Source organism: Paenibacillus sp. FSL P4-0184 (genome assembly GCF_038004625.1).
Taxonomy (GTDB): Bacteria; Bacillota; Bacilli; order Paenibacillales; family Paenibacillaceae; genus Paenibacillus_AQ.
Genome location: NZ_JBBORN010000002.1, coordinates 1298139 through 1325137, shown reverse-complemented (window position 1 = coordinate 1325137; position 26999 = coordinate 1298139). Strand labels below are relative to the sequence as shown.

Below are 26999 nucleotides of genomic sequence, written 5' to 3'. Positions count from 1 at the left end.
CTTGGATGCGGAGGTTCAAGATCAAAAGTCGGATTGTTGTTGTCCTGTTAGTGGGATTGTCTCTGCATCTGGTGCTGATGCTTGTTATTTTTAACTTCTATTCCTATACCTATCTGCAAAAGGATCTGTATCGCCATGTGGTCCAGACTCAGCGCCAAATTGGGCTCAGTGTGGAGTTGATGGTCGATGACATTCAGATGTTGTTCCTGCGGTTTCTTGTGAACAGCGACATTTACCAGATCATTAATAACGATTCCCTACCGGCAGCAGACAAGGAATCACGGATCGGGGCTATCATCGACGGTATGCTGGCACAGAATGATCTGGTGGGCAATGTAATCATCAACACCAATGATAATATGCTTTACTCTTATCAGTCCAAGGAGCAGATGCTCGAGGTTCCCGAAGCCTTGTTCATTAAACGTATACAGGAGAGCAGCATGCCTGTTGTCGGTGAAATCAAACGAGATGGCGACGGTAATGCCTATATCCCCTTCGGACAGCAATTCCGCAACTTCAATACGGGGCAAAATATCGGGGTCGTCATCATCTATGTCAGAGAAGCCGCCTTGGCAGATCTTTATTCCTCCAGTTTCACTGGCATTGGCTACTCCTTCCTGACTTCCAGCGACCGGATTATATCTCACCCCGACAAGCGGCTCTTGGGCAATTTTTTGGAGGAGAACGCCCCTCTTCGTCCGGGTCAGAAAGAAGGCTACCGCACCTGGTCAGGTAACGGGAATTCCTATATCATTGCTACTTATCCTTTGAATCCTAGGTTGGAAACGCTTGGCGTTAGCTGGGAGTTCACCAGTGTGATTTCTAGCCATAAGTTGCTGGAGGGAATTGCCAAGGGTAACCGAAATGCCCTTCTTTTCGCCAGTGTTACCTTCATTGTGCTACTGATTCTTTCCTTTTATCTGGCGGCCAAAATCACCCGACCACTACTGAACTTGAAGAAGAAGCTGAGTCTGTTTGGCAAAAAAGACTTAGCAGCTGTCTATGAGCAGCGGGCACAGGTCGATGAGATTTTCCAGCTAGAGAACAGCTACTATCAGATGGTAGAACGGATCAGCCAATTAATGCTTGAAAAAGATGAGGAAAAAGAGAAGCAGCGAAAGGCGGAGCTGACTGCGCTGCAGTCGCAGATCAATCCTCATTTCCTCTACAACACGTTAGATGCGATCGCCTGGATTGCCCGGCTGAAGAAGCAGCCCGACATTGAGCGGCTGATTTCTTCTCTGGCGACCTTTTTTCGGATTAGCCTGCATAAAGGCGATAAATTCGTTACAGTCGACGAAGAAATTCGTTTGGTGGAGAGTTTTGTGACGGTCGAGCAAATGCGTTTCCCGAATAAATTCGAGATTGAATACGATATTGAGGAATCGCTGCACAAAGTCCGCATTCTAAAGCTGATTCTTCAGCCAATCGCAGAGAATGCGATCAAGCACGGCATCAGCGAGAAACGTGGCATGGGCAGAATCTGGATTAAAGGCGAGCTGCTGGAGGATGAGATTCGCTTTACAGTGACGGATGACGGAGTCGGCTTTGCCAACGGCGCGACACTTAGCCAAGCTAAGGAAGATGTGCTGTTCCAGAGCGGATATGGGTTGCGAAATGTGGACGAACGGATCAAGCTGGAATACGGTCCTCAATATGGGCTAAGCATCTCCAGCACTCCGGGGCAAGGCACCACGGTTACGATTAGCTTGAAGAAGGAGCTGCCCAATTAACTAAGATTGTTAATGAATGCGGACACTACAAAGAAATCGTTCCTTTTTTGAGAGGTAGGTGGTACTTCCACTTTTCTCACAAAGAACGATTTCTTTTTTTGACGTGTGAGCAGTGTGGGTAGGTATTCTGCTCAATGTCGCGGGGAAAATGAAGCCCTGGACTGCCGCTATTACGTTTCAGAAACGTTTCCTGTTTGCTCAATGCTGTCAATACTGGTTTAGTAAATAATATCGTGTTGTTCCCCGTCTTTAGGATCGTTAATAACAACCCACTGTTCCTCAACTATGTTTAGTTCCTCATTGCAGAATTCCATTGCTTCTTCTAATGTTTCATAACAATAGTCAGCATTTGCACCCTTATTTTCATGAGTTTCAAATAGAAATAAATAAACACGATACTTTGATTCATAAATCATTACCTTACTGATGTCCCCTATTGGTTCTGTAAGAAGAGCATACATTCTCATTTTTTCACCCCATATGTTCTATTGCATTATCTTACCATAACGTTATCCAGCCCAATAGTTGAACAAGCCCCTACGAAGTAGATTCGCTGTGATCGGTTCCCGCCCAATTTCTCTCGCCCATACAGACAACTGACCAATGACAGGTACGTGTGGTTCAATAAATAGCTATGCACAATAGAAAGGAAGACAGGCTTGTTCTCGCGCTTGGCTATTTCGAAAGCCTCGTCCGACCAAGGGAACCAGTTTACCAGATTATGTGCGTGTTGCAGCAAATGCGGTGACTATCCCTTGGCTAATCTATTGGGTGCTTTGTGAGTTGTCATGGGGCATCACCTCGTTTCGGTGGGATTGGGGTAAAGTATTGCTTGGGGTTAGTTTAGCCAAATTGGTGGGAAGGACGCAGGTGAAAATAAAAAGGTAACTCCATATGATATGAGTTACCTTTTATGATTGCTCTCAGACTTTAGATTAAATATTTTTGTAAAGCCCAACTACCTTTTTTATTAATGTGATGCTCATTTCTTCTTTCCAATACCGTAGCGCAACGCAATATCAACACCAAGAGAGACACTAATTATATTTCATTGTTTTTCAATAAGTCTTCCAAGTCTTTGAGCAGCACAATAGGATATTCAGAATTTTTGATATCGGTATTAAAAAAGCTGCTAAGTACAAAAAATCCCTGAACCTCTGAATTAATATAAGCTTCCTTTTTGTCTCCTAGGTGATTTAATAATAATCTTTTGTGAGTATCAGCTTCTTTGATTTTTTCAGATAATTTGCGGCTAAAATCTCCCCTTAACTTAGATTCAAAATTACTTATTTTTTTCATATCTGTCTTTAACGGTATGTCCTTACATTCTACTATATAAATTTTAAAGTTATACAATAAAACTATGTCTATCTCTTTCGGAAATGCAATCTTACCTCCAGGATATTTAAGAGCGTGAATATTTTTTTCTACAATTGCACCAGGAATAGATTGAAGAATCTTGAAAACTTCATTTTCGAACTCTCTATTATTCTCTTTCATATGCTTTTTTAATTCTTTTGATAATTCATTAAACTCTGTTTCCCCAGTTATTAAATCAGTAAGGATATTAAATATCGAGCTAACCAGTAGTCCAAAAGGAAATATATAAAAGCCATCCATTTCTACTAAAAATCTTCTACTGACTTTTCTTATTCTTGACGCTCCCTCAATGTGAAACTCATTTTTTTCTAATTTGAAACATAAATTTTCCACAAAGGTAGCAACATTTTCTGTTGGAAACTGTGTATTTTGGACTATAAAATCAATAAACGCTTCTTTATCTGTAATAAATGTCTCAGTAAGATTTTCACGCTTGCACTTATCAAGCAGGATTAACATTTCTTCCGGAGTAAGTCCATAATAAAGTTTTATTTTCCCATTCAAATCGTCGTTATCAAACATGAAACTTTTATCAACGCTACGTGAAGTTGTTATATAGTTAAAGTAAGCATAATCTGGATCCTCAAAAATTGAATTAGCAATTGGAAAAACAATTCCTTCATTTGAATCCAAAACAAGCTCTTCTTTTTTAAAATCACCAATTGTATAAAGTAATTTGTAATTATATAAATTTGCAAGATCAAATGCAAGATCAAAAATTTTATTAATATCCATTTCATTTATTTCATCAGAATTTTCATCAAAAATGGTAAAGACTCGTTTAGAGCTTAAATATACCATTCGTTCAATAACCAGTTCTATTCCACGCAGATGTAGGGCCAACATATTTTCATAATGCCTATATAACAAATAAATCTCTGATTCATTTTTGCCATGTTCAAGTTTTCTAAGTAATTCTTTCAAAAACACATCTACAATTTCATTAATATAATTACTATTGTTATCTTCAAAGTTTCTAGACCAATTTGCAAGAACAAGAGCTAAGTGCCTGTTATATTCAAGTAAACGGAGCATTATGATTAGACAATAGGTTGTATTCTTTGAGAACAATCTATCTAGTTCATCATATTGATAACCTAGAATTGAATAAAAAATACCGCTTTTTTCATTATTACTTTTGTAGATCCCCTCATAATCATACTGTTTTATTAGATCAGAAAAAGATTTCAAGTGTTTTTCTTGACTTTGAAATGTTATGTAAGGAAAATATATTTTATCCAAATACAATTGTGCTTTCTCAGAAGTTTGCGCAATTCTTCTGGCTTTCTCTTCTAAAACTGTTGTTGTAGTCATAATACTATATGGCCTCCTAATTAAATCAATGTAGTCCTAGATAAAATATGTCTACATATTTTTATGTTATTTTATATTTTTTCACCCTGCTATGGCTATCTACAATTTCATTCAAAAATTTGTTATCTACTATCTATACAATTCGATCAAATAATCCATTTTCAAACTCATGTAATGTCAATACTTTAGAGAAATCCTTAATATTCACATTTCTTTTTGCTATATCAAAAATTGTTTCAAATAGCTCCCCTGTTTTCTTGATATCTGCTCCTTCATTATCTAGCTCAATTATTATTCTCTTAGTCCTTTTAAAATTCCCCTGCTCATATTCCATAAGAATTAATCTGGGGTTATATATATATTCAAGATCAAAATCAGTTTCGAGTTTCTCTAAAAACTCCGTATACTTATCTTCAATAAAATAGTATTTTTTATCTTTAATTTTGATAATTTGCTGAGAACTAAATCTCTTCTTCAAAATAGCCTGGCAGGTAGAAGTTAATATACTTACCAGACTTGTAGTTAAATCTATTTATATAATTAAGAATATATTCTCTATTTAACTGTTGACGATAATCAGCAATAAGCAGACCAAAAGTTATTGTCTTTCATATTCTCCTAAAGGCCACATTGTGTTTTCATCTCCATATTTCTGACAAACTATAATTATAGGTAGATTGTACTATATTAAAAGAGACTTCTGGTATATTTTCCAGAAGTCAACAACGTATTTCAAATTGAATCATCTATAACAAACCGTCAACTCCACCCGATTACCTTCCCGATTATACACAACTCGCTCCACCAGCTTCTTCAACGCCTTATTCTTTTCCTCACTCGACACTGCTAAATCCCACAACTCCCTAAACTCACCTATCCGCTCATATATCTGCTCCACAGTCGGATAATTCCCTTCATCTACTACAACCTTCCGCAAATCCTTTAACTCTTCTTCCAGTTTTTGTATCTGTCTAGACCGGATAGCTTTACGCTCTAAAAACACTTGTTTCGTTATCATGTCCTCTTCATACGATTCATGCAGCTTGTCCAGCGCCCGCTTCTGCTTTTTCAATTCCTGCGCTTTGACCTCGATGATCACTTGAGTATCATTGTACCTACTTCCATGCAATTCAATCTCCCGTAAAATGTTCGGGTCTACATGAATAATCCGGTCATATATCGTATTGAAAAAGTCAACATCCATTACCTTGCCACGCTGCTCACATTTGCTTCCGTCTTTGTACTGGTGATAGCACAATGCACTCCAGTGCTGCCCTTGCTTTTTATTCTCACCTACTCGGAATCTCATCCGTGAACCGCACTTTTCACAATACAGCAACCCTGACAAAGGAAAAATGTTACGCCTTGAATTGGGGTTCAGCATGCAATTCTTAAGCAGCCGCTCCATAAAGTCTTCATGTTCTTCAGGCGTTTTCAGCTTTTCATGTGTTCCCATGACTTTAATCCGCTCTTCTTCAGGTACAAGTTCCACCTGACCACGCTTGGAACGGGTTTTGCCATAAGTGATATAACCCAAATGGATCTCACTTGCCAGCAATCTTTGAACCGTAATATTTGACCATCCCTTATTCTTCCATCGGGCTTAATGTTGTATGGCGTAGGTATCTTGTTATCCGTCAACCAAATGGCAATATGACCAAGGTTTGTTCCATTCAAATATTTTCAACAATCGCTCGGTAAATCGGACGCTTCGTTTCATCCACCAGTACCGACCTTGTGTTCTTATCATAATAGTATGGAAACGGTGGCTTTCCGTTTGTCCACATGCCTTTCTTCGCCCCAGCCTCTTTGCCCTGCTTCATTCTTCGCTTAATCGTTTTGTGTTCTATTCTGGCAAAAATGGACATGAAATCAAATGATACATCGTCATTGTCTATTTCCAGATCGTATATCTTGTTTGGTGTGATAATGACCGTTTCTGAGTTTAAGAATGTATCTTTAATGAGTGCCTAATCCTTGTTTTCTCCACGCCCTAAACGGTCAATATCCATGACCACTACTCCATCATAGAGCTGGTCTTCAACATGCCGAAGTAACTTCTTCATTTCCTTACGGGACTCTAACTTTTCACCAGAGGCCACTTCTTCATACAGCCTATAGGTCCAATTTCGATTCTCTACCAAGGTCAGAAGGGTATCCCTATGCTTCAGAGAACGTCTTCAAACTCACCATCTTCCCGTGATTTTCTTAAATAGACAGCTACGTGCTTAATACTGTGCATAGATATACGTAGAATCACCATTTAACACATTCTTCCAATCCTTGAGGGTATTGACTGGCCACCACACCAAAAGCAACTTCCATGGAATGGGCGGTTCTGCCTGGCATTTTCACAGCATGTACACCAGCATGGGCCTTTTTGTTTTACGTGTCGCACTTCATAACGGAAGTTAGTTTGATTAATTCATTTGAATTAATTATACTCAACAGTATGGAGGAATGGACATTGAATACAAACCTAAGCAGCGATATGAATAAAGGAAATGAAGACTCCACCCAAACTCGTTTATTAGAAGCAGGGCTACGGATCTTTGGATTAAATGGCTATGAAGGCGTACGTACGCGGACTCTTGCACATGAAGCTGGTGTGAACCAATCGGCGATTCCGTATTATTTCGGTGGAAAAAAAGGATTGTACTTAGCGGTTGCCCGTCGCTTGACAGAAGCCGTTCAAGATGATTTTTTGAAGCAAGCTCTAATTGAGACAGAAGAGATTGAGAAACGGTCAAAAGAAGAAGCCACAGAAGCTCTTAAAAAAGTCATGACGCAATTTTCCAAGACGATGATTGGCAATCATGAAGCCAATGCAAGAAGTGTATTTATCGCAAGAGAGCAGTTGCAGCCTACAGAGGCTTATGACATTTTGTATGAACAATTCTTCCAGCCACTACATCAGATGATTGCCGTCTTGGTGAGTAAATTAATGGATCTAGACGCAAAAGATCCAAAAACGATATTAATCGCACATGCAATTATTGGACAATCGGTTGCGTTCTCTGTGGCGAAGGAAACCTATTTCAGACGCCAAGGGATTCAAGACTTGGATGAAGCACACGTTGCTTTGATCGCCAAGGAGCTTGGCGAAATGTCGATTCGTACATGCAGCGGCTATTCTCATTAAAAAGAGGGTACGTAACAAAGACATAAACACTCCTCTATACGTACCCTTTTGCTATTTTACCAAGTTGCCCTCATCAGATGAGTAGAATTTTTATTTAGTTCAATCCCCCCAGCTTCACCCACGATCACCGTTCCGCCAAGATTAATGACCTTCTTACCAATCGCACAATTCGGCTCAAATGCAAACACCATTCCTGTCTTGAGTTCGGTCTCTAACCCTATGGATGGGATCGGCAGCACTTTCCCGTACTCTCTCGCCTCAGGCAACCGTGCAATCTCATCGCCAACCCCAATAAGACCAAATGGACTAATGGAATGAATAAGCGGATGAACGTGCCAGCCTCCTGCTTCACGCATTGGCTCATTCATCGCTTTGACCACGTCTCCGAAAGTAGCCCCATGCCGCAGTTCTTTTACTCCGTTCTCATACGATTGTCTCGCTGCCGCTGCCGCCCGCTCAAAATCCGGATGCACAGCTCCTACAGCGATTGAAGGCTGATGCTGCGTCTCCAGCATTCCGAATGATGAAAATACCTCGGCCAAAATAATATCTCCTTCTTGGATCACCCGTGGCCGCTCTGGTCGATATGTCCATGCGGGCAATCCCCATCCTACGAACTCTGGTCCTGATCCCATTAATATCGTTGTCGTGAACCCGACATGGATCGCACAAGCATTCATCGCTGCCGCATAGATCTCATTTTCTCTCACGCCTGGTTTCGTTGCCTCAAGCATCGCCTGACACATTTTTTCCCCAACGTTCGCTGACCATTTTAATACCTCGATCTCCTCCTGACTTTTCACAGAAGACAGTGCGAAAAATTTGTGTCCCACAGACTTAAAGGTCCCATTCGGTAATCCCTTTTGGATCGTTTGCCAAGTATTATAGGGCATGGCTCCATCAAAGTAATAGGGAGGATAAGGCTCTAAGCCAATCACACCAAATGCTTTATTTGTAAGTCCTCTCTCTTCCATAATCTTGACAATGTGCGCACCCATTTTTCCGACATACATATTTTCCGGGCGTATCCAGCCTTGCGTATTCGTATATCCAGCTTGAATATGATCTTCCACAGCAGTGGCTAAAAAGACAACTGAGATCGGCTCTTCATTCTTAGGGAAAATGACAATAGAACCTGGACGCTCATTCGTAAAGTAGGTGTCCGGGTTAAATACAGCAGGGAACGCACCTTCTCGATCTCCATACACAATCAATACATCCACATGCTCTTCTTCCATTAGCTGATTTGCAATATTCCATCTACGATCTCTTTCCTCAAGTGAGTAGGTAGGGATTCTAGTATCTTGATTGTTCATACCTCTTTCTCCTCCTAACAATTATTTCTTTCCAGAGTTCATTGCTGATCGTTGCCTTTTGTCATCATCCAACCGTATACATGCGAATGGCTCCCTTCCAATAGATGTCATGAATGAACCTGTTACATTGCAAGTATAATTCATTCATTTGATTAATTCAAATGAATGAAATTGACGAAAGCTTCTTAACAATGGTTTCATACGAACATCTCATCAATGTGATGTATTTCGTGAGCGATGACGTGACGCATGATTTCTCCATGCTTATATGTTATCCATTCACCATTATCACGTAGAAGTGTCAGCTCTTTACATTCCATCTCCGGTATCCATGACGTAACAAATGGCTCCACTTCTGCGTGAAACTGTATTGATAAATCTCGTATCTGCTTCAGACTTCTGTAAGCCTCGAAGGACTCTTGCTCAAATTTTTCCTTTCCTTGCAATACGCTGTGAATCCAACTATATTCCCAATAAACGATGTGAAACAGCGTTTTTAAGATTCCTCCAACACCGCCAATACGAGCTTTAAGCAATTCATCTTCAGATACATCTTCACACCAAGAGAACCAGTCATTTTCCTAATTTATATCATCGAAATATTAAAATTCTAACTATTCAGACAAACTAATTTGATATCAACCTGCTATTTCCTCTTGTGACATTAACTGCTCGTAAGTGTAATGCCTCGTCAGTCTATTGATTTATTTTCCCGGTCTGATACTTTATTTTTCAGTCCCCGTAAGTTAAACGTTCTAGAGTGAATCAGATGAGTCAGACGAATTAGAGACTTTCAAAACACCCTATTTTACTAAGAGCAGACGATTAAGTGTATTTGGACACTAGTTTAATCTGCCAGAGCGAGATATGTTGAAGCATAGGTTAGTTTGTGCATCGCATTCTCTACTCTATTAAAAACACCAAAAGGCGTCCCAAGCATAAGCAATCAATTCATTGCTTTTGGGGACACCTCTTTGTCTGAGTAGATATAAGCACTGCTAGCCAGTGACCTTTTGCAGATTTTAGCGGGTAGCCTGAAATTCCAATGCTTCATAGATTCTGTCTGCCATTCCGACTGCCAATCTTAGTCTTTCATCGTGGAGTTAATTTTCAAATACAACTGTTTCAGCGGATTAACAATACTGCCACTAAGCATTGAAATCAGCAACCAGAACACTATGAACACGACAATGTTTAATCCAATCATTAAATACTTAAATGTCCGCAGCTCTGCATTCATCCCGTCTGCAGAGATATAGGTGACTATCCGCTCGTCCGATTCGGGCAGCGGATAGAGCAAAATCAAGCCGTCGGCCGTTTCACGCTCCAACAAATCCATAGCACCGCTACTAGAACTATCTTGTTCTTCCGGCATAGCTGGATTATCCTTCTCTGGTGTGGCCAGCGCTGTTTTAATTTCTTGCAGTCGCTTCATGGGCACATCCGCCGCATTCAATAGCTTTCCGTTACTTGTCAGCAGATAAACTTCATTCCCGCCGTAGATCGTATTCTTACCTGACAGATAGAAGCTGTACAGCTTGTCAATCTCAACTTCGAGCGAGAGCAGACCTAAAATTTGCCCCTCCGTGTTCTGAATTTTTACCTCAAGCAGCAGACGGTCGCGCAGATCAGAAGGTGCGTTCATCAGATGTTCCCGGTTTAGCACCGTCCAGCGCAAAGTTTGCTCCTGATTATCCAGAAATTGTTCCATTCCCGGAACTTTCTTGATCTCTGCAAAGGGGAGAAGCCCAGACACATTGCTCGAGGAGTACGTCCCCCCTGCTTCACCCCAAATATAAATGCCGAGAATGTCACTGCTAGAGGAGCGAATGCCCTCAAGTATCGGAGAAATCGCTCCGTCGTACGCTGGTTTTTTCAGAGCGTTTTGTACCACCTGATTATTGGAGATAAGCTTCGAGGTCTCCTCCAGCCAGTTCATGAACAAAAGAGTGTTCTTATGCTGCTGGCCAGTGTATTGAACGGACAACTGCCGCAACATATCCAAACTTCTATGCTCCATAGTACGATACAAAATGAAACTCGAAGCGGCAATGTAAACGGTAATAAACAGCACCAGGACAAGGCGGATGTTGCGGCCGAATGATCTGAACATATAACACCCCATCCCCCTCTGGTGTATGAATCAACGAAAACGAAGATCAATTGAAATCAGACTATCAGCTAAAGTGACTAATGTCGATCTCCTTATAAAAAGAACCTGCATCTGTCAGCAGCACTTCATGATTTGGCAGGATGATTGTAATTACCGTACTGGCTGGCCAGGCAGCCTCCATGTAGAAGTTTTTCATATCCGCTTCTGAACGGATTTCCCATTTTACATGTATTAGGCCCAGACTTGTGCTTACGGTTCCACTGGCCTGTTGCAGTTCGCCGCAATGTGGCTTTACGGTTATTCCCTCTATCCCTTGCCGGACACCCAATATCCCTCTTGTGAACTCAGTGATCGGCAGCGCGCTCCAGGCGTGACAGTCACTTCTGGTTCCAACAGAATCCATTTCGGGGAGTGTAGTGAGGTTCAAATCCAGCTGTTTCATCCAACGAGCCCATAGTCCGAAGGAGCGGTCATACAATCCGCAATGTTCCAACGCGCGAAAAAGATAATAGCTCATCGGCAGCGAAAGTTTAGCCAGTGATGTGTCAGCCATTGTAGCCTCTAGTAGTGCTGCCCCCTCTACAGCGTCCACCGTGCCAGCTAAAATCGCCCAGACCTGCGTATGCTGGCTAAGCTGCATTTCCGCTGTTGCCGCCGGACTGTCGCGGAACATCAAGCTGTTCGATTGGCGACAGCAATCCAGTACCGCAGCGTTGACCGCGGCTTTGCGCTGACGCAACTCAGATGCAATCTGCGTCCACCCGCTGGCGGCAAGTAATTCAGCCGCTTGCTCCAACGCGGCTGCATACATCAAGCTAAGCACGGTTGCAGGTGCATCATCCGTACAGTCTGGTGCACCAAGTGGCCATTCTTCTACCCAGTCAAAATAATTCCAATATTGGCGAGGCGTTCTGTCCACCAGACCTTGCGGTGTCAGCCGCTGATCGAACCAGTCCAATACGGATAACAGTGGCAGTCGGTACCGATTTACGATAGCCAGATCTCCAAAGGATCTGTAGTGGTCATGAAGCATCCCGATCCAATATAAAGAGAAGGAGGGGATGACCTGTGGCAGCACAGAGGGGTAGCGGCTTTGCAACATGCCGTTTGGCAGCTGCGAAGCCCTATAATCTTCCATTGCCCTCCGTGCCAATCGGTCGTCTCCTGATAACAGGTACGTAAATTCCATCATCAGTTTGGTATCCATGGTATATTGCAACTGTTCATAATACGGCGTATCTTCGTAGGTCTCATGCATGCAGCGTTGTAGTGTTCGGACACTCAGCTCCCAGAGCTGGTTATATCGTTCATCGTTGCAATGAAAGCTTCCTTCCGGCAGCAAAGGATATCCGGTCTCCCGATAACTGAAGCCGGATATCGTCAAAGGCTCAGCTCCAGTATTCACCTCCAGCCGGACATACCGGAAGGTACGAAACCAGAATGGCTCATAGCTTTCCATCTGCACCGAGGTGCCAAAACCGGCTGGATGGTAGCTGTCATATCCGCCTCTTAACACATGCTCCTGCATATCATCGCGGACAGCTTTGCGACGGATCTCGTCATCCCCAGTCTCTTCTTCGTAGCACTCGGCGTACAGTAGGGTGATCCGGCTACCTTTCCCTCCAAGAAGCTTAAGCTGCGGATAAGCTGTGATTAGCTCACCTGCATCCAGCTCCAGCCAGAGTTGTTGTCCCGCTTCCACGTGTATTCCTGCTAATGGCGTCGAGGCTCCACCAGCTTCATTCCGCAGCTCCAGACTATGCCCGTTTTCAAAAAGGGCTTCCCCTTCACCACTGCTGCTGCGCATCAGCTTCAGGAAGAGTTGCTCGCGCTCATACAGCAGCGGAATCGGTCGCTCCGCCAATTGCCAGGGGGTTAATTGACCATAATCATCCCGCACCGGCTGTACAATCCCTGCGGCTAGCCAGGCGCTGTCGTCATATTCCGGCAGAGTCCAATCCAACAGCGACATGTCCCCCTCCACCTCTTCCAATCCGCCCATCCAGCGCATAATCGGAAACGGCTGAAGACGGTAGCTGTGGTCCCTAGTGCTTTTCCATGAGGTATCCGTATTGAGTTCCTGCACAAGCTGACCATTGTTCATAACATCCGCTTCTACAAGCAAGCCGCCTTTTTGCGAGCGCCAAATCGATAGAGGACCGTCTTCACCCAGCTCAAATGGCGAAGTCCCAGCATAATGAACTACCATAACAGCAATCACATTTATACCTGGTTGCAAAACGTCGTCCAAATTGAACTCCTCATAATAGTGTACATGACCATGACCCTTGCAAGGACCGGCCCATAAACGCTGTCCGTTAACAAAGAGTCTGTAGCGACTGTCAGCAGTAATGGCCAAATTCAGACTGTAGGCCCTCTCGGCTCCAGCTGGCAGCTCAAACATTTTGCGAAAATACACTCGCTCGTGTTGCTGCTCCCAACTTTCTGTCCCTTCCTCATCCAAAGGCCAGATCCAACGCGCGCTCCAGTCTCCCCATTCTTTTGCTGCCATATAATGCACCTCTTCTTTATCCCTTAGAGTAGAATTTGGCAATGTACGCAGAAACGGCATCGCCGCCCTTAAGAAGGACGACGCCGCCGTTTGACTGTGTTTATTTCACCTTGTCGAGATAATCACGTTGGAATTCTTCAGCAGCCTTAGTCAAAATCTCCAGTGGATCTGCGTTTTTGTCCGTTAGGACGGTTTGCAGTACAATATCCAGCTTCTGGTACAATTCCTGAGCGTTGACCGGCTCTTCTGCCCGCATGCCTTTACTGCCGTTGTCCATATAATCACGGAACAAATCTAGGTTCACATTGTTGTATTTGTCGAGAATCTTCTGTTCTTCACCGATCCGTTTCTCATCTGTCCAAATCCGCAGTCCGTAAGGGCCTACGATCAGCCCCTGATCACTCAGTGTCTTTTTCTCGATATCCCAACCAGTTAATGCCTCTTCTGAGGATTCCGGAGTGAATCCGTAGGTTTTTAGCCATTTGAATCCAGCATCAATCTGCTCAGGTGTTACATTAGGCGAGAACATATATAGACCACCGCCGAGCAGGGTTACAGGTTTACCGATCGGTCCGACTGGAAGTGCGGACATTGCTACGTTGTCTTTCGACATTTTGGTCTGCTGCTGGATGACTGGAGACCAGTCATTCGTGCCGAAGCTCATAGCGACTTGATCAGTTCCGAACAAGCGGAACATATCATTTGTAACATCCACCAGATTATTGTCCGGCAGTACATCATATTTCCACTTCAAGTCTTTCACATATTGCAGTGCTGCCGCTGCTTCTGGAGAATTGAACACCGCTTGCCATTTGCCATCTACCTGTTTTTCGAATTCCGCGCCGTAAGCCCAGGCAATATTCATAAACATCCAACCGCCCTGGCCACTTTTTGTTGGTAGGAACATTCCCGCCTTACCAGTCTTTTGCTTGATGATCTGCGCGGTTTCTGCCAGCTCATCATATGTCTTAGGGAACTTTGGTATGCCTTTATCGTCCAACAAACCAGCTTCCTTGAAGAGATTCATATTGTAGAGCATGCCGATGACGTATCCGTCCTTCGGAATCCCGTAATATTTTCCGTCTTTAGTAACCATTTTAAGCAGATCTGGATTGATCGCCTGATCATAGCCGTATTTTTTCATAGTATCCGTTATATCAGCTGCGTAATTTGCCTTGATAATTTTGCTTGTTTCTGTAAAAAAGGTCTCGTAAACCGTTGGAAGCTGACCGCTGGCCGCTTTAGGCAGGAAAGAGCTGACGTCATAACCCCATTCATCCTTGTCCACAATGATATCCGGAAAATTAGCTTTCATCTTCGCCATAACCTGCTCATACTGGGCGATTTTGGCTTCCTCATTCGGCTTCGGCCAGTTACTGACCTTGATCGTCACCTGTTTGTTGCTCGCTTCCTCCGTATTCACTCCGGCGTTCTCTTCTTTGGAACCTCCGCAACCAGCCAGACCGGCCGTAAGGAGCAGCGTTAGCGCCAGTGTAGCTGTAATTTTTTTGGTGTGTTCGATTCTCAATGTAATTCCCCCTAGTCTTATTGTTAAAGCATTCTTCACAACATGTAAAGCGCTTTCTTTTAAATCTGAAATCATCTTACCACGCACCTTCTGCAGCACCCTACGGGGCAAAACTGTGAAATGGTTTGTGATCGGGTGATGTTACCCTTTAATGCTGCCGCCCATGGATTGTCCGTTCATAATGTACTTTTGGAAAAAAACAAACAGAATAATCGGCGGCAGAATCGCAAACGTCAGCGCAATAAACTGAATGTCCTGCGGCAAAGTCGCTTTCAGATTATAGATCGCCACAATGACCGACCAGGTCGATTTATCCTTCAGCACCATAAAAGGCCAGAAGAAGTCCTGCCAGACACTGTTCATCGTTAGTATCGTAATTGTGGCCATAACTGGTCCGCTAAGCGGGAGGATTATCCTGATAAAAATGCCGATGGTGCTCGCTCCGTCAATTTTGGCCGCTTCCAGCAGCGCCAGTGGAATGGTATCAAAAAAGTTTTTAAAGATCAGAATTACCACCGGATTCACAGCAGCCATAAACCACATCGGCCAGTAGGTATTGGTCAGATTCAAGTGCAGCAGTGGAAAATCAATCAGGTTTTTGAACAGCGGCACCATACCGACTGTATTCGGAACCATCATAGTCCACACGATCAGGGCAAACAGCAGTGCACTCCCTCGAGGCTTCAGCTTAGAAAAAAAATATCCTGCCAGCCCGTTAAACGTAAGACAGAACAGTACAGAACCAACAGCTAAGTAAGCCGTATTCAGATAGTAACTGAGAAAGTTAAATTCCTGCCAGGTCTCCCATAGCTTGCCTACATTGAATGAGCGAGGAATCAGGGTTGGCGGGATCGCATAAAACTCTTTGATGTCTTTAAGACTCGAAACCATAATCCAGACCGGAGGCAGAATACAGACGGCGGCAAGCACAATCATCAGAATGAACATGCACCAATACAGCACGCGTACCCAAGGTGACCTGTATTCTATATTGCCGATAATGCCAAATGCTTCTTTTGTTTTCATAGCTTCTACTCCCTGTTCAATTTCTTATCCAGCCGGAAATAAATAATAGTTAGCACCATCAGAACAAGAAAAGTAATAACCCCCAGCGCCATAGAATGCCCTGCTTCAAAACTTCGGAACGCATAATAATAGCTTTGCAGCATCAACGTCATCGAAGCATTGTTTGGCCCACCCTCGGTCATGACCAGAGGCTCGTTGAAAATCTGAAATACACCGCTAATCTGCAAAATCATCATCAATCCGATCATGCTGGAGATTTGCGGAATGGTGATGCTTTTAAATCTCCGCCATACATTCGCACCATCGATGGAAGCCGCTTCGTACAGATCATGATTAATGCTTTGCAGACTGGCTAGATAGAGCAGTACCGTTCCACCAAAATTCCGCCAGGTAATCGTGAAAATAATCAGCATAATCGTCATGTCTGGGTCCTGAAGCCACTGCTGCACCGGGAATCCCAGAGCACTCAGCATAATATTCAGCACGCCGCCCTTCCCAGGCTCAAACAGAAACATCCATAACATCGAGGCAGCAATGCCGGGAACCATGCTCGGAAAAAAGACCGAAAAGCGGAAAAACGATTTCCCATGCCTGAGCTCATTGATCACAACTGCGACTATAATGGGTACAGCAAAACCGATCAGCAGCGACCAGAACACATACACGAAAGAGTTGGTCAGTGTCTGCTGAAACGCTGAGTTCTGTATCACATCCTTGTAATTCTGCAGTCCGGCAAAGCTTACGGCATTATAACCCTCTGTATTGAAAAAAGAGAGCACAATGCCCTTGACCAGCGGCTGCCAGGAAAAAAAGAAAAAGGCAAACAGCGTAGGGACAATTAATATCCAAGATGACCAATCTCTAAATAGACGCCGCACAGGATAACCTTTCTTTTTCTTAGTCATTAAAGGATTTAGTTCAGTGGTTTTTCCAATCATGCTCCTGTCCTTCCTTCCTCCCGAAGCCAAGAATTCACTCCGGTCAGGCGTTGTATAGTTGTTATATTTAAATGATAGCGCTTCCTACAAAACCTCGAAATCCGGTAACCCTGCGAAAGCGTTTGTAAAGCTACTTATTTTGCTGGCAAGCAATCATGCGAGAAATATAAGAGATTGTGTATGGTATGAAACTTATACTTTCTTATATTTCAAAAAAAGCGATGTACGCACCGGAATGGTCGTACACCGCTTATGTTCATGGTATGACGTTTTGTTTAGGCCTCACTTAGCCCTGAGCTAATGCATAGGACGGCTGCTTCCGCTCGAAATGCTTCGCTCGCCGGATTGGGCTGCTCCTCCAAAATGCGGAGTACCGCCTGCGGCTCCACGCCGGGCTGCGGCACACGGGATGGAGATACTACGTTCCAGTCCTGTTCACCCTTGAGCCTGTAAGATAACTCATAGAGATAATAACTCGCATGCTGCCCGTCAGCGAGTTGACTTACCCCATCCTGCCATGAGCAGAGTTCAAGAGGATGCTGTTTGTCAGGTAAAACACCGGACGCGAGGGTAATGCACTCATTACGGACTACCTGCTGCTTCTGTTCCCAAGCCTGCTGATCTAGGATTCCCAGCTCTAGGCGGTATTCCATTCCCGGCTCTCCATAAAGAGTCCAAGCCACTGGACTACCCACCGCAACGAACTTCGGTGCCTCCAGAAAAACTGGCTGATGAACCGGAACAAAACGTTCCGTCTGCTCCCACTCGCCCGCAGCTGAACTGCGTCTTCGATAATGCACCGTCCCCGTGAATTCAAGCTCCTGTTCCTGTAGTATAGCTTTTAGACACAGAGCAGCCTGCTCGTAAAGGTCCGTGCAGTTGTTATGCCCGAAGCGGTAGCCGATCTCATGGCGAAGTGGAATGCCGCGACTCCGGACCAAGGCCGCGAAGGCAAAGCTGAATCGGCTGAGGGTAAAGGCATCATGCGTGCCGTGGTTTATCAGTAGCTTAGTGCCGCTCGCTTTAAGGCCGTCTAGGAAGAAATTGGATTCCAGTCCGGTCGTTTCCCGCAGACTTGCAGAGTCACCAGCTCCCGTTAGTGTCCGTAGCAGAGTCTCGATACCTGATCTTCCGGTCTGAGGATGCCGCCAGTCCTTCTTCCAGATATCCCGGTAACCGGTGTCCACCTCTGCCACATGCCAGATCAACGGGCATGCCCCTTCCGCAAACTCACGGGTAAGCCCATTCAGAATTAGCGGAGGTGCATAACACAATGTGTACCGCACCCGGTACGGCAGCCTTAGAGGATTGCCTCCCGCCAGCAACGCGGTCAGCCCACCGCGTGAGCCACCCACGGCCACAACCTGCTCCGCATCACCACCATAGCTATCTTGGCCTCTGGCAATTGCCGCCCCAATGCCGGCGTAAATGGAGCTTTGCAGAGAGCGGCTGCCGATGTAACCTCCGCCGTTCCAGAGAACACCAACAACACCTTTGCCTGTGCTGGCCAGAGTCTTTCCGATGATCTCCAGAAATGAGGGACCTACAGTGCTGAAGGTATTTTCATTGGCATCATAATAACCGTTGAATAACAGCGGATAGCCCTTAACGTTTTTCGCACTCCAATTGGGGGGCAAAATATAGGACGCAAGGCTATGCTGACCATTCTTCGTAACTAACAGACTGCCGCTAATGAGCTGAAACACAGGCGCATTGCTTAAAAGAGCCCCATCGTCAGCGGATTCATTACGGTAGACCACCGGATACCCGAAGGTCTTAAGGATACGGTCGCTCAAGGAGATGGCAACTAAATCATCTACTGCATAGAGACTGTAGCGGTCACCAATATAGCGTTCAAATTGCGGGGTTTTAAGTTCTTTATCCCCTTCGTTACTGCCGAACAACTGATAATCTTCGGTATTGTATACATAAGGGCTATCTGGATCGTTATTATAGAGCCGTACATGCTCAGCTACAACCTTCTCTCCAGCTTCGTCCATCCGCAGGGTCCCGATGCCGTCGGTCCCACCATAACGGAAGCCGCCTTTCCCCTCAGCAGCACTGTTATCCCAGTGTGACACTACTGGAAGCGTATTGATCAGTAACGGACTGACCAATACGAACACTCCTTCCTCTGAATTCTGGGTTCCTTCCGCCTTTTCAGCCTCGACTGTATCCTCTCGCAGGGTTGACCAACCGGCTTTGTGATAAGTTACTTCACCGCTCCGCAAGCAGGCCAGTAGTAGTTCTGCATCGTGCATTTTTAAGTACTCGGCCACAGCCCTAGTAATGGGTAGAGCAATGGGTTCAGATCCACCACTCAGAATAAAACGACTTAGCGGAACGTATTTCCCCGGTACAAAACACAATGATTTACTCATAAATTCCTTCTCCTTCATCTGGTATCGTATCGCCATGTGCTGTCAGAAACGAGCAAAATTTAATTTCTGGCAGACCGTCGGTACTACAGTAATTCTCCCCAGCCAGAAATCCTCCCGACAGTTTTGGTGTGCAAGTAACCGTCACCGTCCTTTTTTCTCCTGGAAAAAGGGTGAGGAACTGTTCTTCTGCTTCCATCCAGTAGCGGTCCCCCTTCTCCTCTGCATGTACATGTAACAGTACTTCACTACCAGTATTATGGAGAGTGAAGTGAGCTTGGTGACTTATCTTTCCTACACCAGTAGGTTGCCATAAGCTTTCCTGCCGCACCTGAAGGTTGCCACCTGTAAGATCAAGTGCTGGGGCATAAAGATGTTGGTTAGCGGTAGAGAACACATATAAATTTTGCTGCGATTCTTCTTCAATGTTCCGGAATGACAATCTGACAAAATATAATAGATCCTCAGGCTCAGGCACGCTGAAATTCAACTCCCCAACACAGACAGCACGATCTTTGTCTCCTTCTGCCTCGAAGGTTTGCCGATATAGGCTTCTGCCCGTTGCATCTAGCACTTCTGCATCAACCTTTACCTTGCCTCCATCCACACCATGCACGAATACATTTCCATGAAATCTAGTACCAGGCGTTAAAAGTAGGCTGCGATAATCTAGCGAAGCATGCTGCGGACGGAAGGCTTGTTTCACCCAGTGGTAGGCCATTTTAGTTTCACCATAATAATCTACAAGATTGGTGCAAGACACATTCGGCCATGGCTCGTTGAACTGCCAGACAATACTGCCGCTATTCCGGAATTTACGGCGACGGTTAGCCTCCAGCACGAAGCGTATTCCTTCTGCCTGCATCCATTGGCTGCAAGCGGAGAACTGCTTCAAATCAGTCATGCTACCGAACATTTCTTCTTCACGGCTTAGCGTATCCCACCACTCCCCGTGATGTCTCCATACCGCGCTTTGCTCCATCGAGACAGGCTGGCGGTTGGAAGCATTCAGAAATTTCTCTAGGCTTTTGAGAGAACTCAGACCGTCCACTCCAAATTCACTATGCAGCAGATTATCGTTACTGCCATATAATTCGTAGTGATACGGGTTGCCCATATACTTCCAGTAGCCATGAACATCATGACCCTGGCCCTTGGTTTCCGTAATATATTCCACCGGACCAGATGCCGAGGTCGGCAGAAAGAGCCGCTGCGGATCATACTGCTCCACCAGACTCTTCAGCATCGCCAGATTGGAATCGCTGAGGTCTGATGGCTTGTTCGGTTCACTCATTAATTCATTACCACCGCTCCATACCGTCAGCGATACATGATTGCGTTTGTCACGGAGTGCGGTGCAAGCCGTTGTGTGTAGCAGTTCCAGGAACTCAGGCTGCTTGGACGGAATATTATCTATGCCGGAGCTCGATTGAATGAACTCCTGCCAGATCATAATGCCGTTCACATCACATAAATCGTAAAAGGCTTTTTTCTCAATGATTCCGCCGCCCCATACCCGAACAAGATTGATATGTGCCGCTTTCATTAAATAGATCATCTGCTGATACTGTTCGATCGTCACATTTCCGTAGAGATGATCCAAGGGTGTCATATTTACACCTTTTATATAAATCTTGCGCCCGTTGATCACGACCGTATAAGGTAGTGCGTTGTCGGGGCTTCCTTCATTAAGGATATAATCGAGCTTGCGGATGCCTGTCTGTAACCTCCGGGTATCCAGCACCATATCCTCTTCGTCCAGCAGCTTCAGCTCAAGGCTGTAGAGCGGTTGCTCTCCGTAGCCGTTCGGATACCATAGCTGAGGCTCAGGAATATCAAGCTCCGCGTTCAGAACTTCTCCCACGAGAACCGAGTATGTCTGAACCACCAGCGGATTCCCCTCCGGATCAGAACAAGTGATGCTAGCTGTCATCGCCAGTGCATATTCAGGACTAGCCATCTGTTTGATGCTTGCCTGAATAGAAATTCGACCAGACCCCTGTCCGTCATTCTCACCAAGCTCTGCATCTGTAGTGATCGACACGTCTTGCCAAGAACAATCCCGGTGAACCCTCAGTACCACATCATCCCAGATTCCGACGTTAACTAACCTGGTGGAGAAATCCCATTTATAATTAAAACGGCTCTTCTGCGTAAAGGTGGCCGAAGTTTTACCGATTTGCCCCATTTCATCCGGTGCTTGCTTCAGTAGCACTGAGATTTCCAGACTCTCCCGCTCCGAGAGGAGATCTGTAACATCAAATACAGCAGGCTCGAACATTCCCGTATGTTCACCCAACAGGATATTGTCGGCGTAAACAGCTGCTTCATAGTCTAGCCCCTGAAAGACCAGTTCAACTCGGGATGCCTTCAGCTCAGGATGTTTCAAAGTCGTGCGGTAAACCCACCAACGGTTCTCTACCCATTCACAGCTTAAGCTGTTCAACTCTTCATAAGGATTGCTAATCCAGCCCTGTCTGTAGAGATCATAATGAACTCCACCCGGCACAGTAGCTGGCATCCAGTCTGTAACTCCCATCAATTCCTGCCCTAGCTCCATGCTGGTGCCCTTTAACGGAACCCAAGGCCAGTACCCTTTGACTTCCCACTTTAGATCGTTCAATAAAATTTGTTTCATGTCTTCTCCCGTTCCCCCAAATCCTGCTTAATTTGGCGCTGTTCATGACTAAGAACGGCTCTGGCGCCATCGGTTAATGCGCTTACAATTCTATTCATCCAGCTTCATTACCAATGATAGCATCGGGTTATCATTTTCGAAGGCCCCTAACCCTGTGAAATCGTTTGTTAATCTGCGCAGTTGCAGATAAATACAAACAACCATTCTAGAAACAAGCCGTTTGTAGAACGCGAAAAAGGAGTTCCCTCAAGCTGTGAATGGCCACTTGGGATCTCCTTTGCTTTTTGTTTAGTTTGAGATTCAAGAACTCTTGCAACGACGTAGCACCTATCGGACTGAGATGACCCTAAGCGCAGTATTATTACACTTTTAGAATGCTAACGGACCCTATAGTCGCTAATCGCATAAAAAACTCTGTAATTGAGCCTCTTTCTAAGCAATAGGTTCACTGGAGTTCGAAACTCTCACAAGCTAGAGGATGTTTACACTGTTGAAGTTGAAGTCTGCCTCCTAACTAGCACAAAAAGAGCAGCGGTTCTCTCGTGACTTAGAGAATCGCTGCTCTGCTGTTAAACGGTCCATCGTATATAAAGGAGCACTGTCCCTGTGTTCTGTTCATCCATATGAAATACAATGAAGAGTCTTAGCAAACCCCTACTTGATTAACTCAAGAAGCTCGTTAACAGTTGCTTTGTATTGTGGTTTGAACGCTGCGGATCTCATGTATCCCGCAAGGCTTGATAAGAACTGTCTTCCTTCAGGCGTATCGCTTACCTTATCTGCATCTAAAGCGCACACTAGTAAGTTGCCTGCTCCTACGCTGCATTCCACGAGGAAACTAAGCTTATGATTTCTTTCAAAATTGTCGATGGTCTGCACCACGGGATTCCAACTGCGATCAGCTTCATCCATGATAATGGATTTTGAGTGCTGAACGATATTCCACCATGGATAGGTTGAATACTCCTCGGTAGGGAACTCGTGGAATACAGGATGGCTGTTATCAATTAACAGCCCCATGGTACCCACAGGAACTGGCCGGTTCATGCTCTCTGAGATAGAGCGGAACATTGGGTAACACCAGAAATCTGTGCAGTAATAACCCTCGACAGCATTTTGGAGAGTTTCCGGTTTCGGCATCAGCAGCACGTTCTCACCTTGCTCCAGCAGTGCAAGCGCATCACTAGACAGCTTGTCGAACACATGGATGCCTTCCAGCATATTGCCGCTCTTTTCTGGGTAAATCCATAGATCGTAGCTCTTACGAATATCTGTCCCCTGTATCGAGAGAGACAATACGATTGTACTCATCCGGTCAACTACAGGCAGCGTTATTTCCAAATCGCAGATATCGATGTAATTCGTTCCTGCAGGAACGTTCACCTCGGTTGTCCCTTCTGTCAAAATACCGTTATCCACAGTTAGTTCCCAACGTAATTCAAGTGTATCTGGCAAACCGCTGCGGAAGCAGCTGAGCTCTACATGAGCATCGAACGGTTCACCGGAGACATAGTTATACTTAGGAAATCTCGCCAGCAGAACGGCATCATTACAGAAGGTTCGCCATTCCTCAGGGCTAATCATTCCTTTAGAATCCATAAAGGCGTCGAGGACACCTACTAATGCTGTTCCCTGACCGCTGAAATCCTGGAGATCCAGGAGCTGGAAGCCGGCAAGCCGCCGGGAGCGGAATGCCGCCTCAAGTTCCTCTTTGTAACAGGCTACGGCCAGCTGCCCTGAACATTCGAAGTATTTAGCGGCTAAATGCCCCAGTCCCTTACTTTCCAAGCGTTCACGGAAAATTTTGAAATTCTCGGCCTTGAGTGGTCCGTTATATTTTTCGATCTCTTCAAAATTTGGATAGGTTGCGTATTGTCCAATCTCATGCGAAACAACAGGAATGTGCGGTATCCATTCTCCGGAAGCCTCATCTGCCTTCACGGTCTTGGCTTCGGTACCATACTGAATCTGGATCTCACCGCCAGCTGTATCTTCGATCTTCTCTCCATTTAAGAGATCCAAAGGTACGATTTGATCATCATAATCCTTCATTGTACTCGGCAAGGCAGTCTGTATATGTCCTAGTGGTGCATCACACATGGCATAAGAGCCTCTAAATAGTCGGTCTCTGGAGAAGCGTACCCCACTGAAGAAATCGTCATGTTCCAGAATTTCCGGTACCCATTGGTGGTTATTGGAGCCCTGTGTATAGAGAATCCGATTATCGAACGCTTTATAGTCCTTTAGGAAAGAATCAATTTTAGCTTTACTGCCCCATAACTCATTACCAAGGGACATCATCACGAAGGAGGGATGATTGCCGAAGGCCTGGAGAATGGCATAACCCTCACTGATCAGATAATCCTGCTCTGCTTGATTATGGCCATCATCGGTTTCTTCCGTGATTGTACCCCAGAATGGAAGTTCTGGTTGCATATAGATCCCAAGCATATCCGCAGCGGTAAATGCAGCCTCCGGTGGACAGCAGGTATGGAAGCGATAATGATTGATACCGTAGGACTTGGAAATGCCAAGGATTCTTACCCATTCCTCGACATCAGTTGGGGCATGGCCGGTGAGCGGGAATATCAGGCCGTCATGTTTGCCGCGGAGAAAGGTTTTCTCTCCGTTGATTGTAAACTTGTCGCCCTCCGCTCGGAATTCCTTCAAACCAAAGATAAGCTCCTGTTGGTCAGTAATATGTCCATCCCTGTCTTTCAAAACAAGGGTTATATTATAAAGATTGGGAGCGCCTTCACTCCAGAGCAACGCGTTTTGGCCTAGCACATAATCGACGGAAAAAAGCCCCGGTGAAACAGGAAACTCACGCTCGTCCACCGCGTGTGTCTCTTTACTATTGAAGCTTTGGGCAGACACCGCAAGCGTAGTTTCACTGTTGCTGTCCAAAATTGCTGTAATACGAACCGTACGTTCAGCCAGATTCGACTCCAGTCGGATATTAGTAAGCTGCGATTCCCCATAGAACTGAAGCTCCATACGACCGGTAATTCCATTCCAGTTGGTCTGGGTATCCTGTGAAGTCAAATGTCCGCCTTTGGTTGGGTAATCGATATTGTCCACACGGACGGTGATTGTATGAATTCCAGCTTGTAGCTTCGGCAATTCATATATATGCGGGGTGTTCAGACTATTACGGCTACCGATCTCCGTATTGTCCAGCCAAAGCGTCGTAAGTCTCGTCCGTTCCAAAAATAGATAGCAGGCCTTACCGGCCAGCTCATCCGGAATGAATACCTCTCTTGCGAACCAGACTTGTCCTTCAAACAAATATTCATCGGTTAGAGCGCTTACTAAAACTTCCTCGTTCTTTGGTCCTTTACGTGCGTATGACGTTGTTCCCGGCAGTGTGATAACATCTGTAAAAGGCAAGGTTAGTCCCTGTTTTGTCTCATCCAATTGCAACTTCCATTCGCCTTCTAGGTTGATCTTTGTCTGCAAAATATCACTCCTATTATGGTAATCACTGAACTCTAGCAGTATAATGCTCTACTATGTAAAGCTTAGCATATTAAGCCAGATAATTCAGTAGAGTGGTTAACACTCATTTGAATGACGACAGGTCTAATCTTCCAATATAGCCGTAGCATGAATGTGCCTGATGACAAGATTTAATAGTAATCTCAGAACAATAAAAAAAGCCGCAATGAGCGGCTTTTGAATATAATTTATTACACATTCTCCAGCATGAAATTCCCAATTTCAATCAAACTATCTTCCGCTTGCGGTGTGACCCCCACCTGATCGGCAAAGCCGTGAGAAAGTCCTTTGTACCGTACCGTTTTCACTTTGACGCCCGACTCCTTCAGCTTTAAGGCATATGCATCATCCTCGATTCGCAGAAAGTCATATTCGCCAAACAAAATAATGGTAGGCGGCATCCCTTTCAGATCTCCTCGCAGCGGGCTCACATGAGGGATTGTATCATCGGGTACGCCCAAATATTCACCTAAGCCGACAGTTCCTAATCCACCGCTCAACAGATCCAATATTGATCTAATCTCTTTATCCTGAGACGGGGATATTTCATAAACATCTCTGCGCTGCATATGTTCCTGCATACCTGCTGCGTCCACGCTTGGATATAGTAGTGCCTGTGCCTTTACCATCTGCGTTCCTTCATCCCGATCTTTCATTGCGCATACCGTGGCTAAATTCCCACCTGCGGAATCACCGGAAATACAGATGCGATTCGGATCACCATTAAATTCTTCGGCGTGAGCATATATCCATTTCAACACGGTATAACAGTCGTCGAGCCCAGCGGGGTATGGGTTCTCCGGAGCTAAGCGGTAATCAACCTGAATCGATACACAGCCCGTATTTGCAACCACAAGCTTGCACATCTCCTCTACTACTTCGGGTCCTCCTGCTACGAAACCGCCTCCGTGGATGTAATAGAACACTGGCTGCAACTCTCCACTCTTCTTCTGCGAAGTGTAAATTCGCACTGGGACAGCAACATCACCGTTTTGAACGGTAGTATGCTTCACATCAACACCTTCAGTAATCGGAATGCTGTTCACGCCATTCATCATCTTGCGCATTTGAGCTGCACTTTTTTGGATATTTTTCTTTCGGCTGCCTTTCAACATCATCTTAACCAGCATTCCCTTGAAGCCTTTTAGGATTGACTCCATACTTTGATAAAAGCGAGGATCCAGCACGCCAGGCGCATCGGTTTCAGGAATAGGCTTAATCAGGATATCCAGTCCATTTTCATTAATTACATGTTGCCTTTCTAGCATCGATGTAAGAAGCTGTTGCGAATATTTACGTTCCATGATGATTACTCCTTTTCAAATGTTGTATGGTAAAATGATTTGCGGCGATTTGTATTGGTTGCCATAACTCAATTATAGGTTTGGGTTTGCAGAAAAAATATCGTATTATTTCTTTTGTTATATCCTTCTTTTATCATTTTTATTGAAAACGATTTCAAAAATGATGTCGAGAGCAAAAA

At 44.9% G+C, this 26999-nt stretch carries 16 protein-coding genes and 5 pseudogenes; 2 read left to right on the top strand and 19 right to left on the bottom strand.

Annotation, left to right across the window (positions count from 1 at the left end):
• Positions 1-5: 5 nt before the first annotated feature.
• Positions 6-1733 (top strand): cache domain-containing sensor histidine kinase, encoded by a 1728-nt coding sequence (locus MKY52_RS27795; RefSeq protein WP_341054986.1) that lies wholly within the window; start codon positions 6-8, stop codon positions 1731-1733.
• 218 nt (positions 1734-1951) lie between these two features.
• On the opposite strand, the gene MKY52_RS27790 is transcribed toward MKY52_RS27795, so the two are convergent.
• The 8 genes and pseudogenes from MKY52_RS27790 to MKY52_RS27755 form a co-directional block, all read right to left on the bottom strand.
• Entirely contained in the window at positions 1952-2200 is a 249-nt protein-coding gene (locus tag MKY52_RS27790) for a hypothetical protein (protein WP_042188352.1), read from the bottom strand.
• 42 nt (positions 2201-2242) lie between these two features.
• Positions 2243-2338: pseudogene (locus MKY52_RS27785) on the bottom strand (DinB family protein); the annotation flags it as partial.
• 26 nt (positions 2339-2364) lie between these two features.
• Positions 2365-2472: pseudogene (locus MKY52_RS27780) on the bottom strand (DUF255 domain-containing protein); the annotation flags it as partial.
• A 302-nt stretch (positions 2473-2774) separates the two neighbouring features.
• Positions 2775-4427 (bottom strand): nuclease-related domain-containing protein, encoded by a 1653-nt coding sequence (locus MKY52_RS27775; RefSeq protein ID WP_341054983.1) that lies wholly within the window; start codon positions 4425-4427, stop codon positions 2775-2777.
• Between the two features lie 133 nt (positions 4428-4560).
• Entirely contained in the window at positions 4561-4905 is a 345-nt protein-coding gene (locus MKY52_RS27770) for a hypothetical protein (protein WP_341054982.1), read from the bottom strand.
• A 264-nt stretch (positions 4906-5169) separates the two neighbouring features.
• Positions 5170-5811: a zinc ribbon domain-containing protein gene (locus MKY52_RS27765; protein ID WP_341055656.1), complete on the bottom strand. Its 642-nt coding sequence runs from the start codon at positions 5809-5811 to the stop codon at positions 5170-5172.
• Between the two features lie 18 nt (positions 5812-5829).
• Positions 5830-6009, bottom strand: a pseudogene (locus MKY52_RS27760) (recombinase family protein); the annotation flags it as partial.
• 91 nt (positions 6010-6100) lie between these two features.
• Positions 6101-6577: pseudogene (locus tag MKY52_RS27755) on the bottom strand (recombinase family protein).
• 317 nt (positions 6578-6894) lie between these two features.
• Here MKY52_RS27755 and MKY52_RS27750 point away from each other — a divergent pair.
• On the top strand, positions 6895-7569 hold the full coding sequence (locus MKY52_RS27750; RefSeq protein ID WP_340969519.1) for a CerR family C-terminal domain-containing protein: 675 nt from the start codon (positions 6895-6897) through the stop codon (positions 7567-7569).
• A gap of 56 nt (positions 7570-7625) precedes the next feature.
• On the opposite strand, the gene MKY52_RS27745 is transcribed toward MKY52_RS27750, so the two are convergent.
• The 11 genes and pseudogenes from MKY52_RS27745 to MKY52_RS27695 form a co-directional block, all read right to left on the bottom strand.
• Positions 7626-8885, bottom strand: a complete 1260-nt coding sequence (locus tag MKY52_RS27745) for a M24 family metallopeptidase (RefSeq protein ID WP_076286753.1) — start codon at positions 8883-8885, stop codon at positions 7626-7628.
• Between the two features lie 197 nt (positions 8886-9082).
• Positions 9083-9448, bottom strand: a pseudogene (locus tag MKY52_RS27740) (DinB family protein); the annotation flags it as partial.
• A 521-nt stretch (positions 9449-9969) separates the two neighbouring features.
• A complete protein-coding gene (locus MKY52_RS27735; RefSeq protein ID WP_341054980.1) occupies positions 9970-10998 on the bottom strand; it encodes a cache domain-containing protein in 1029 nt (342 codons plus the stop codon).
• A gap of 64 nt (positions 10999-11062) precedes the next feature.
• On the bottom strand, positions 11063-13510 hold the full coding sequence (locus MKY52_RS27730; RefSeq protein WP_341054978.1) for an alpha-L-rhamnosidase-related protein: 2448 nt from the start codon (positions 13508-13510) through the stop codon (positions 11063-11065).
• A 100-nt stretch (positions 13511-13610) separates the two neighbouring features.
• Positions 13611-15038 (bottom strand): ABC transporter substrate-binding protein, encoded by a 1428-nt coding sequence (locus MKY52_RS27725; RefSeq protein ID WP_341054977.1) that lies wholly within the window; start codon positions 15036-15038, stop codon positions 13611-13613.
• A 141-nt stretch (positions 15039-15179) separates the two neighbouring features.
• Positions 15180-16064, bottom strand: coding sequence for a carbohydrate ABC transporter permease (locus MKY52_RS27720; RefSeq protein WP_283907397.1), 885 nt, complete (start codon positions 16062-16064; stop codon positions 15180-15182).
• A 5-nt stretch (positions 16065-16069) separates the two neighbouring features.
• Positions 16070-17002 (bottom strand): carbohydrate ABC transporter permease, encoded by a 933-nt coding sequence (locus MKY52_RS27715; RefSeq protein ID WP_218640913.1) that lies wholly within the window; start codon positions 17000-17002, stop codon positions 16070-16072.
• A 275-nt stretch (positions 17003-17277) separates the two neighbouring features.
• A complete protein-coding gene (locus MKY52_RS27710) occupies positions 17278-19383 on the bottom strand; it encodes a hypothetical protein (protein WP_341054974.1) in 2106 nt (701 codons plus the stop codon).
• A complete protein-coding gene (locus tag MKY52_RS27705; RefSeq protein WP_341054973.1) occupies positions 19376-22018 on the bottom strand; it encodes a glycoside hydrolase family 2 protein in 2643 nt (880 codons plus the stop codon). The genes MKY52_RS27710 and MKY52_RS27705 overlap by 8 nt, the downstream gene beginning before the upstream one ends.
• A gap of 654 nt (positions 22019-22672) precedes the next feature.
• Positions 22673-25477: a glycoside hydrolase family 2 TIM barrel-domain containing protein gene (locus tag MKY52_RS27700; RefSeq protein ID WP_341054972.1), complete on the bottom strand. Its 2805-nt coding sequence runs from the start codon at positions 25475-25477 to the stop codon at positions 22673-22675.
• Positions 25478-25707: 230 nt separating this feature from the next.
• Positions 25708-26820: an alpha/beta hydrolase gene (locus tag MKY52_RS27695; RefSeq protein WP_341054971.1), complete on the bottom strand. Its 1113-nt coding sequence runs from the start codon at positions 26818-26820 to the stop codon at positions 25708-25710.
• Between the last annotated feature and the right edge of the window lie 179 nt (positions 26821-26999).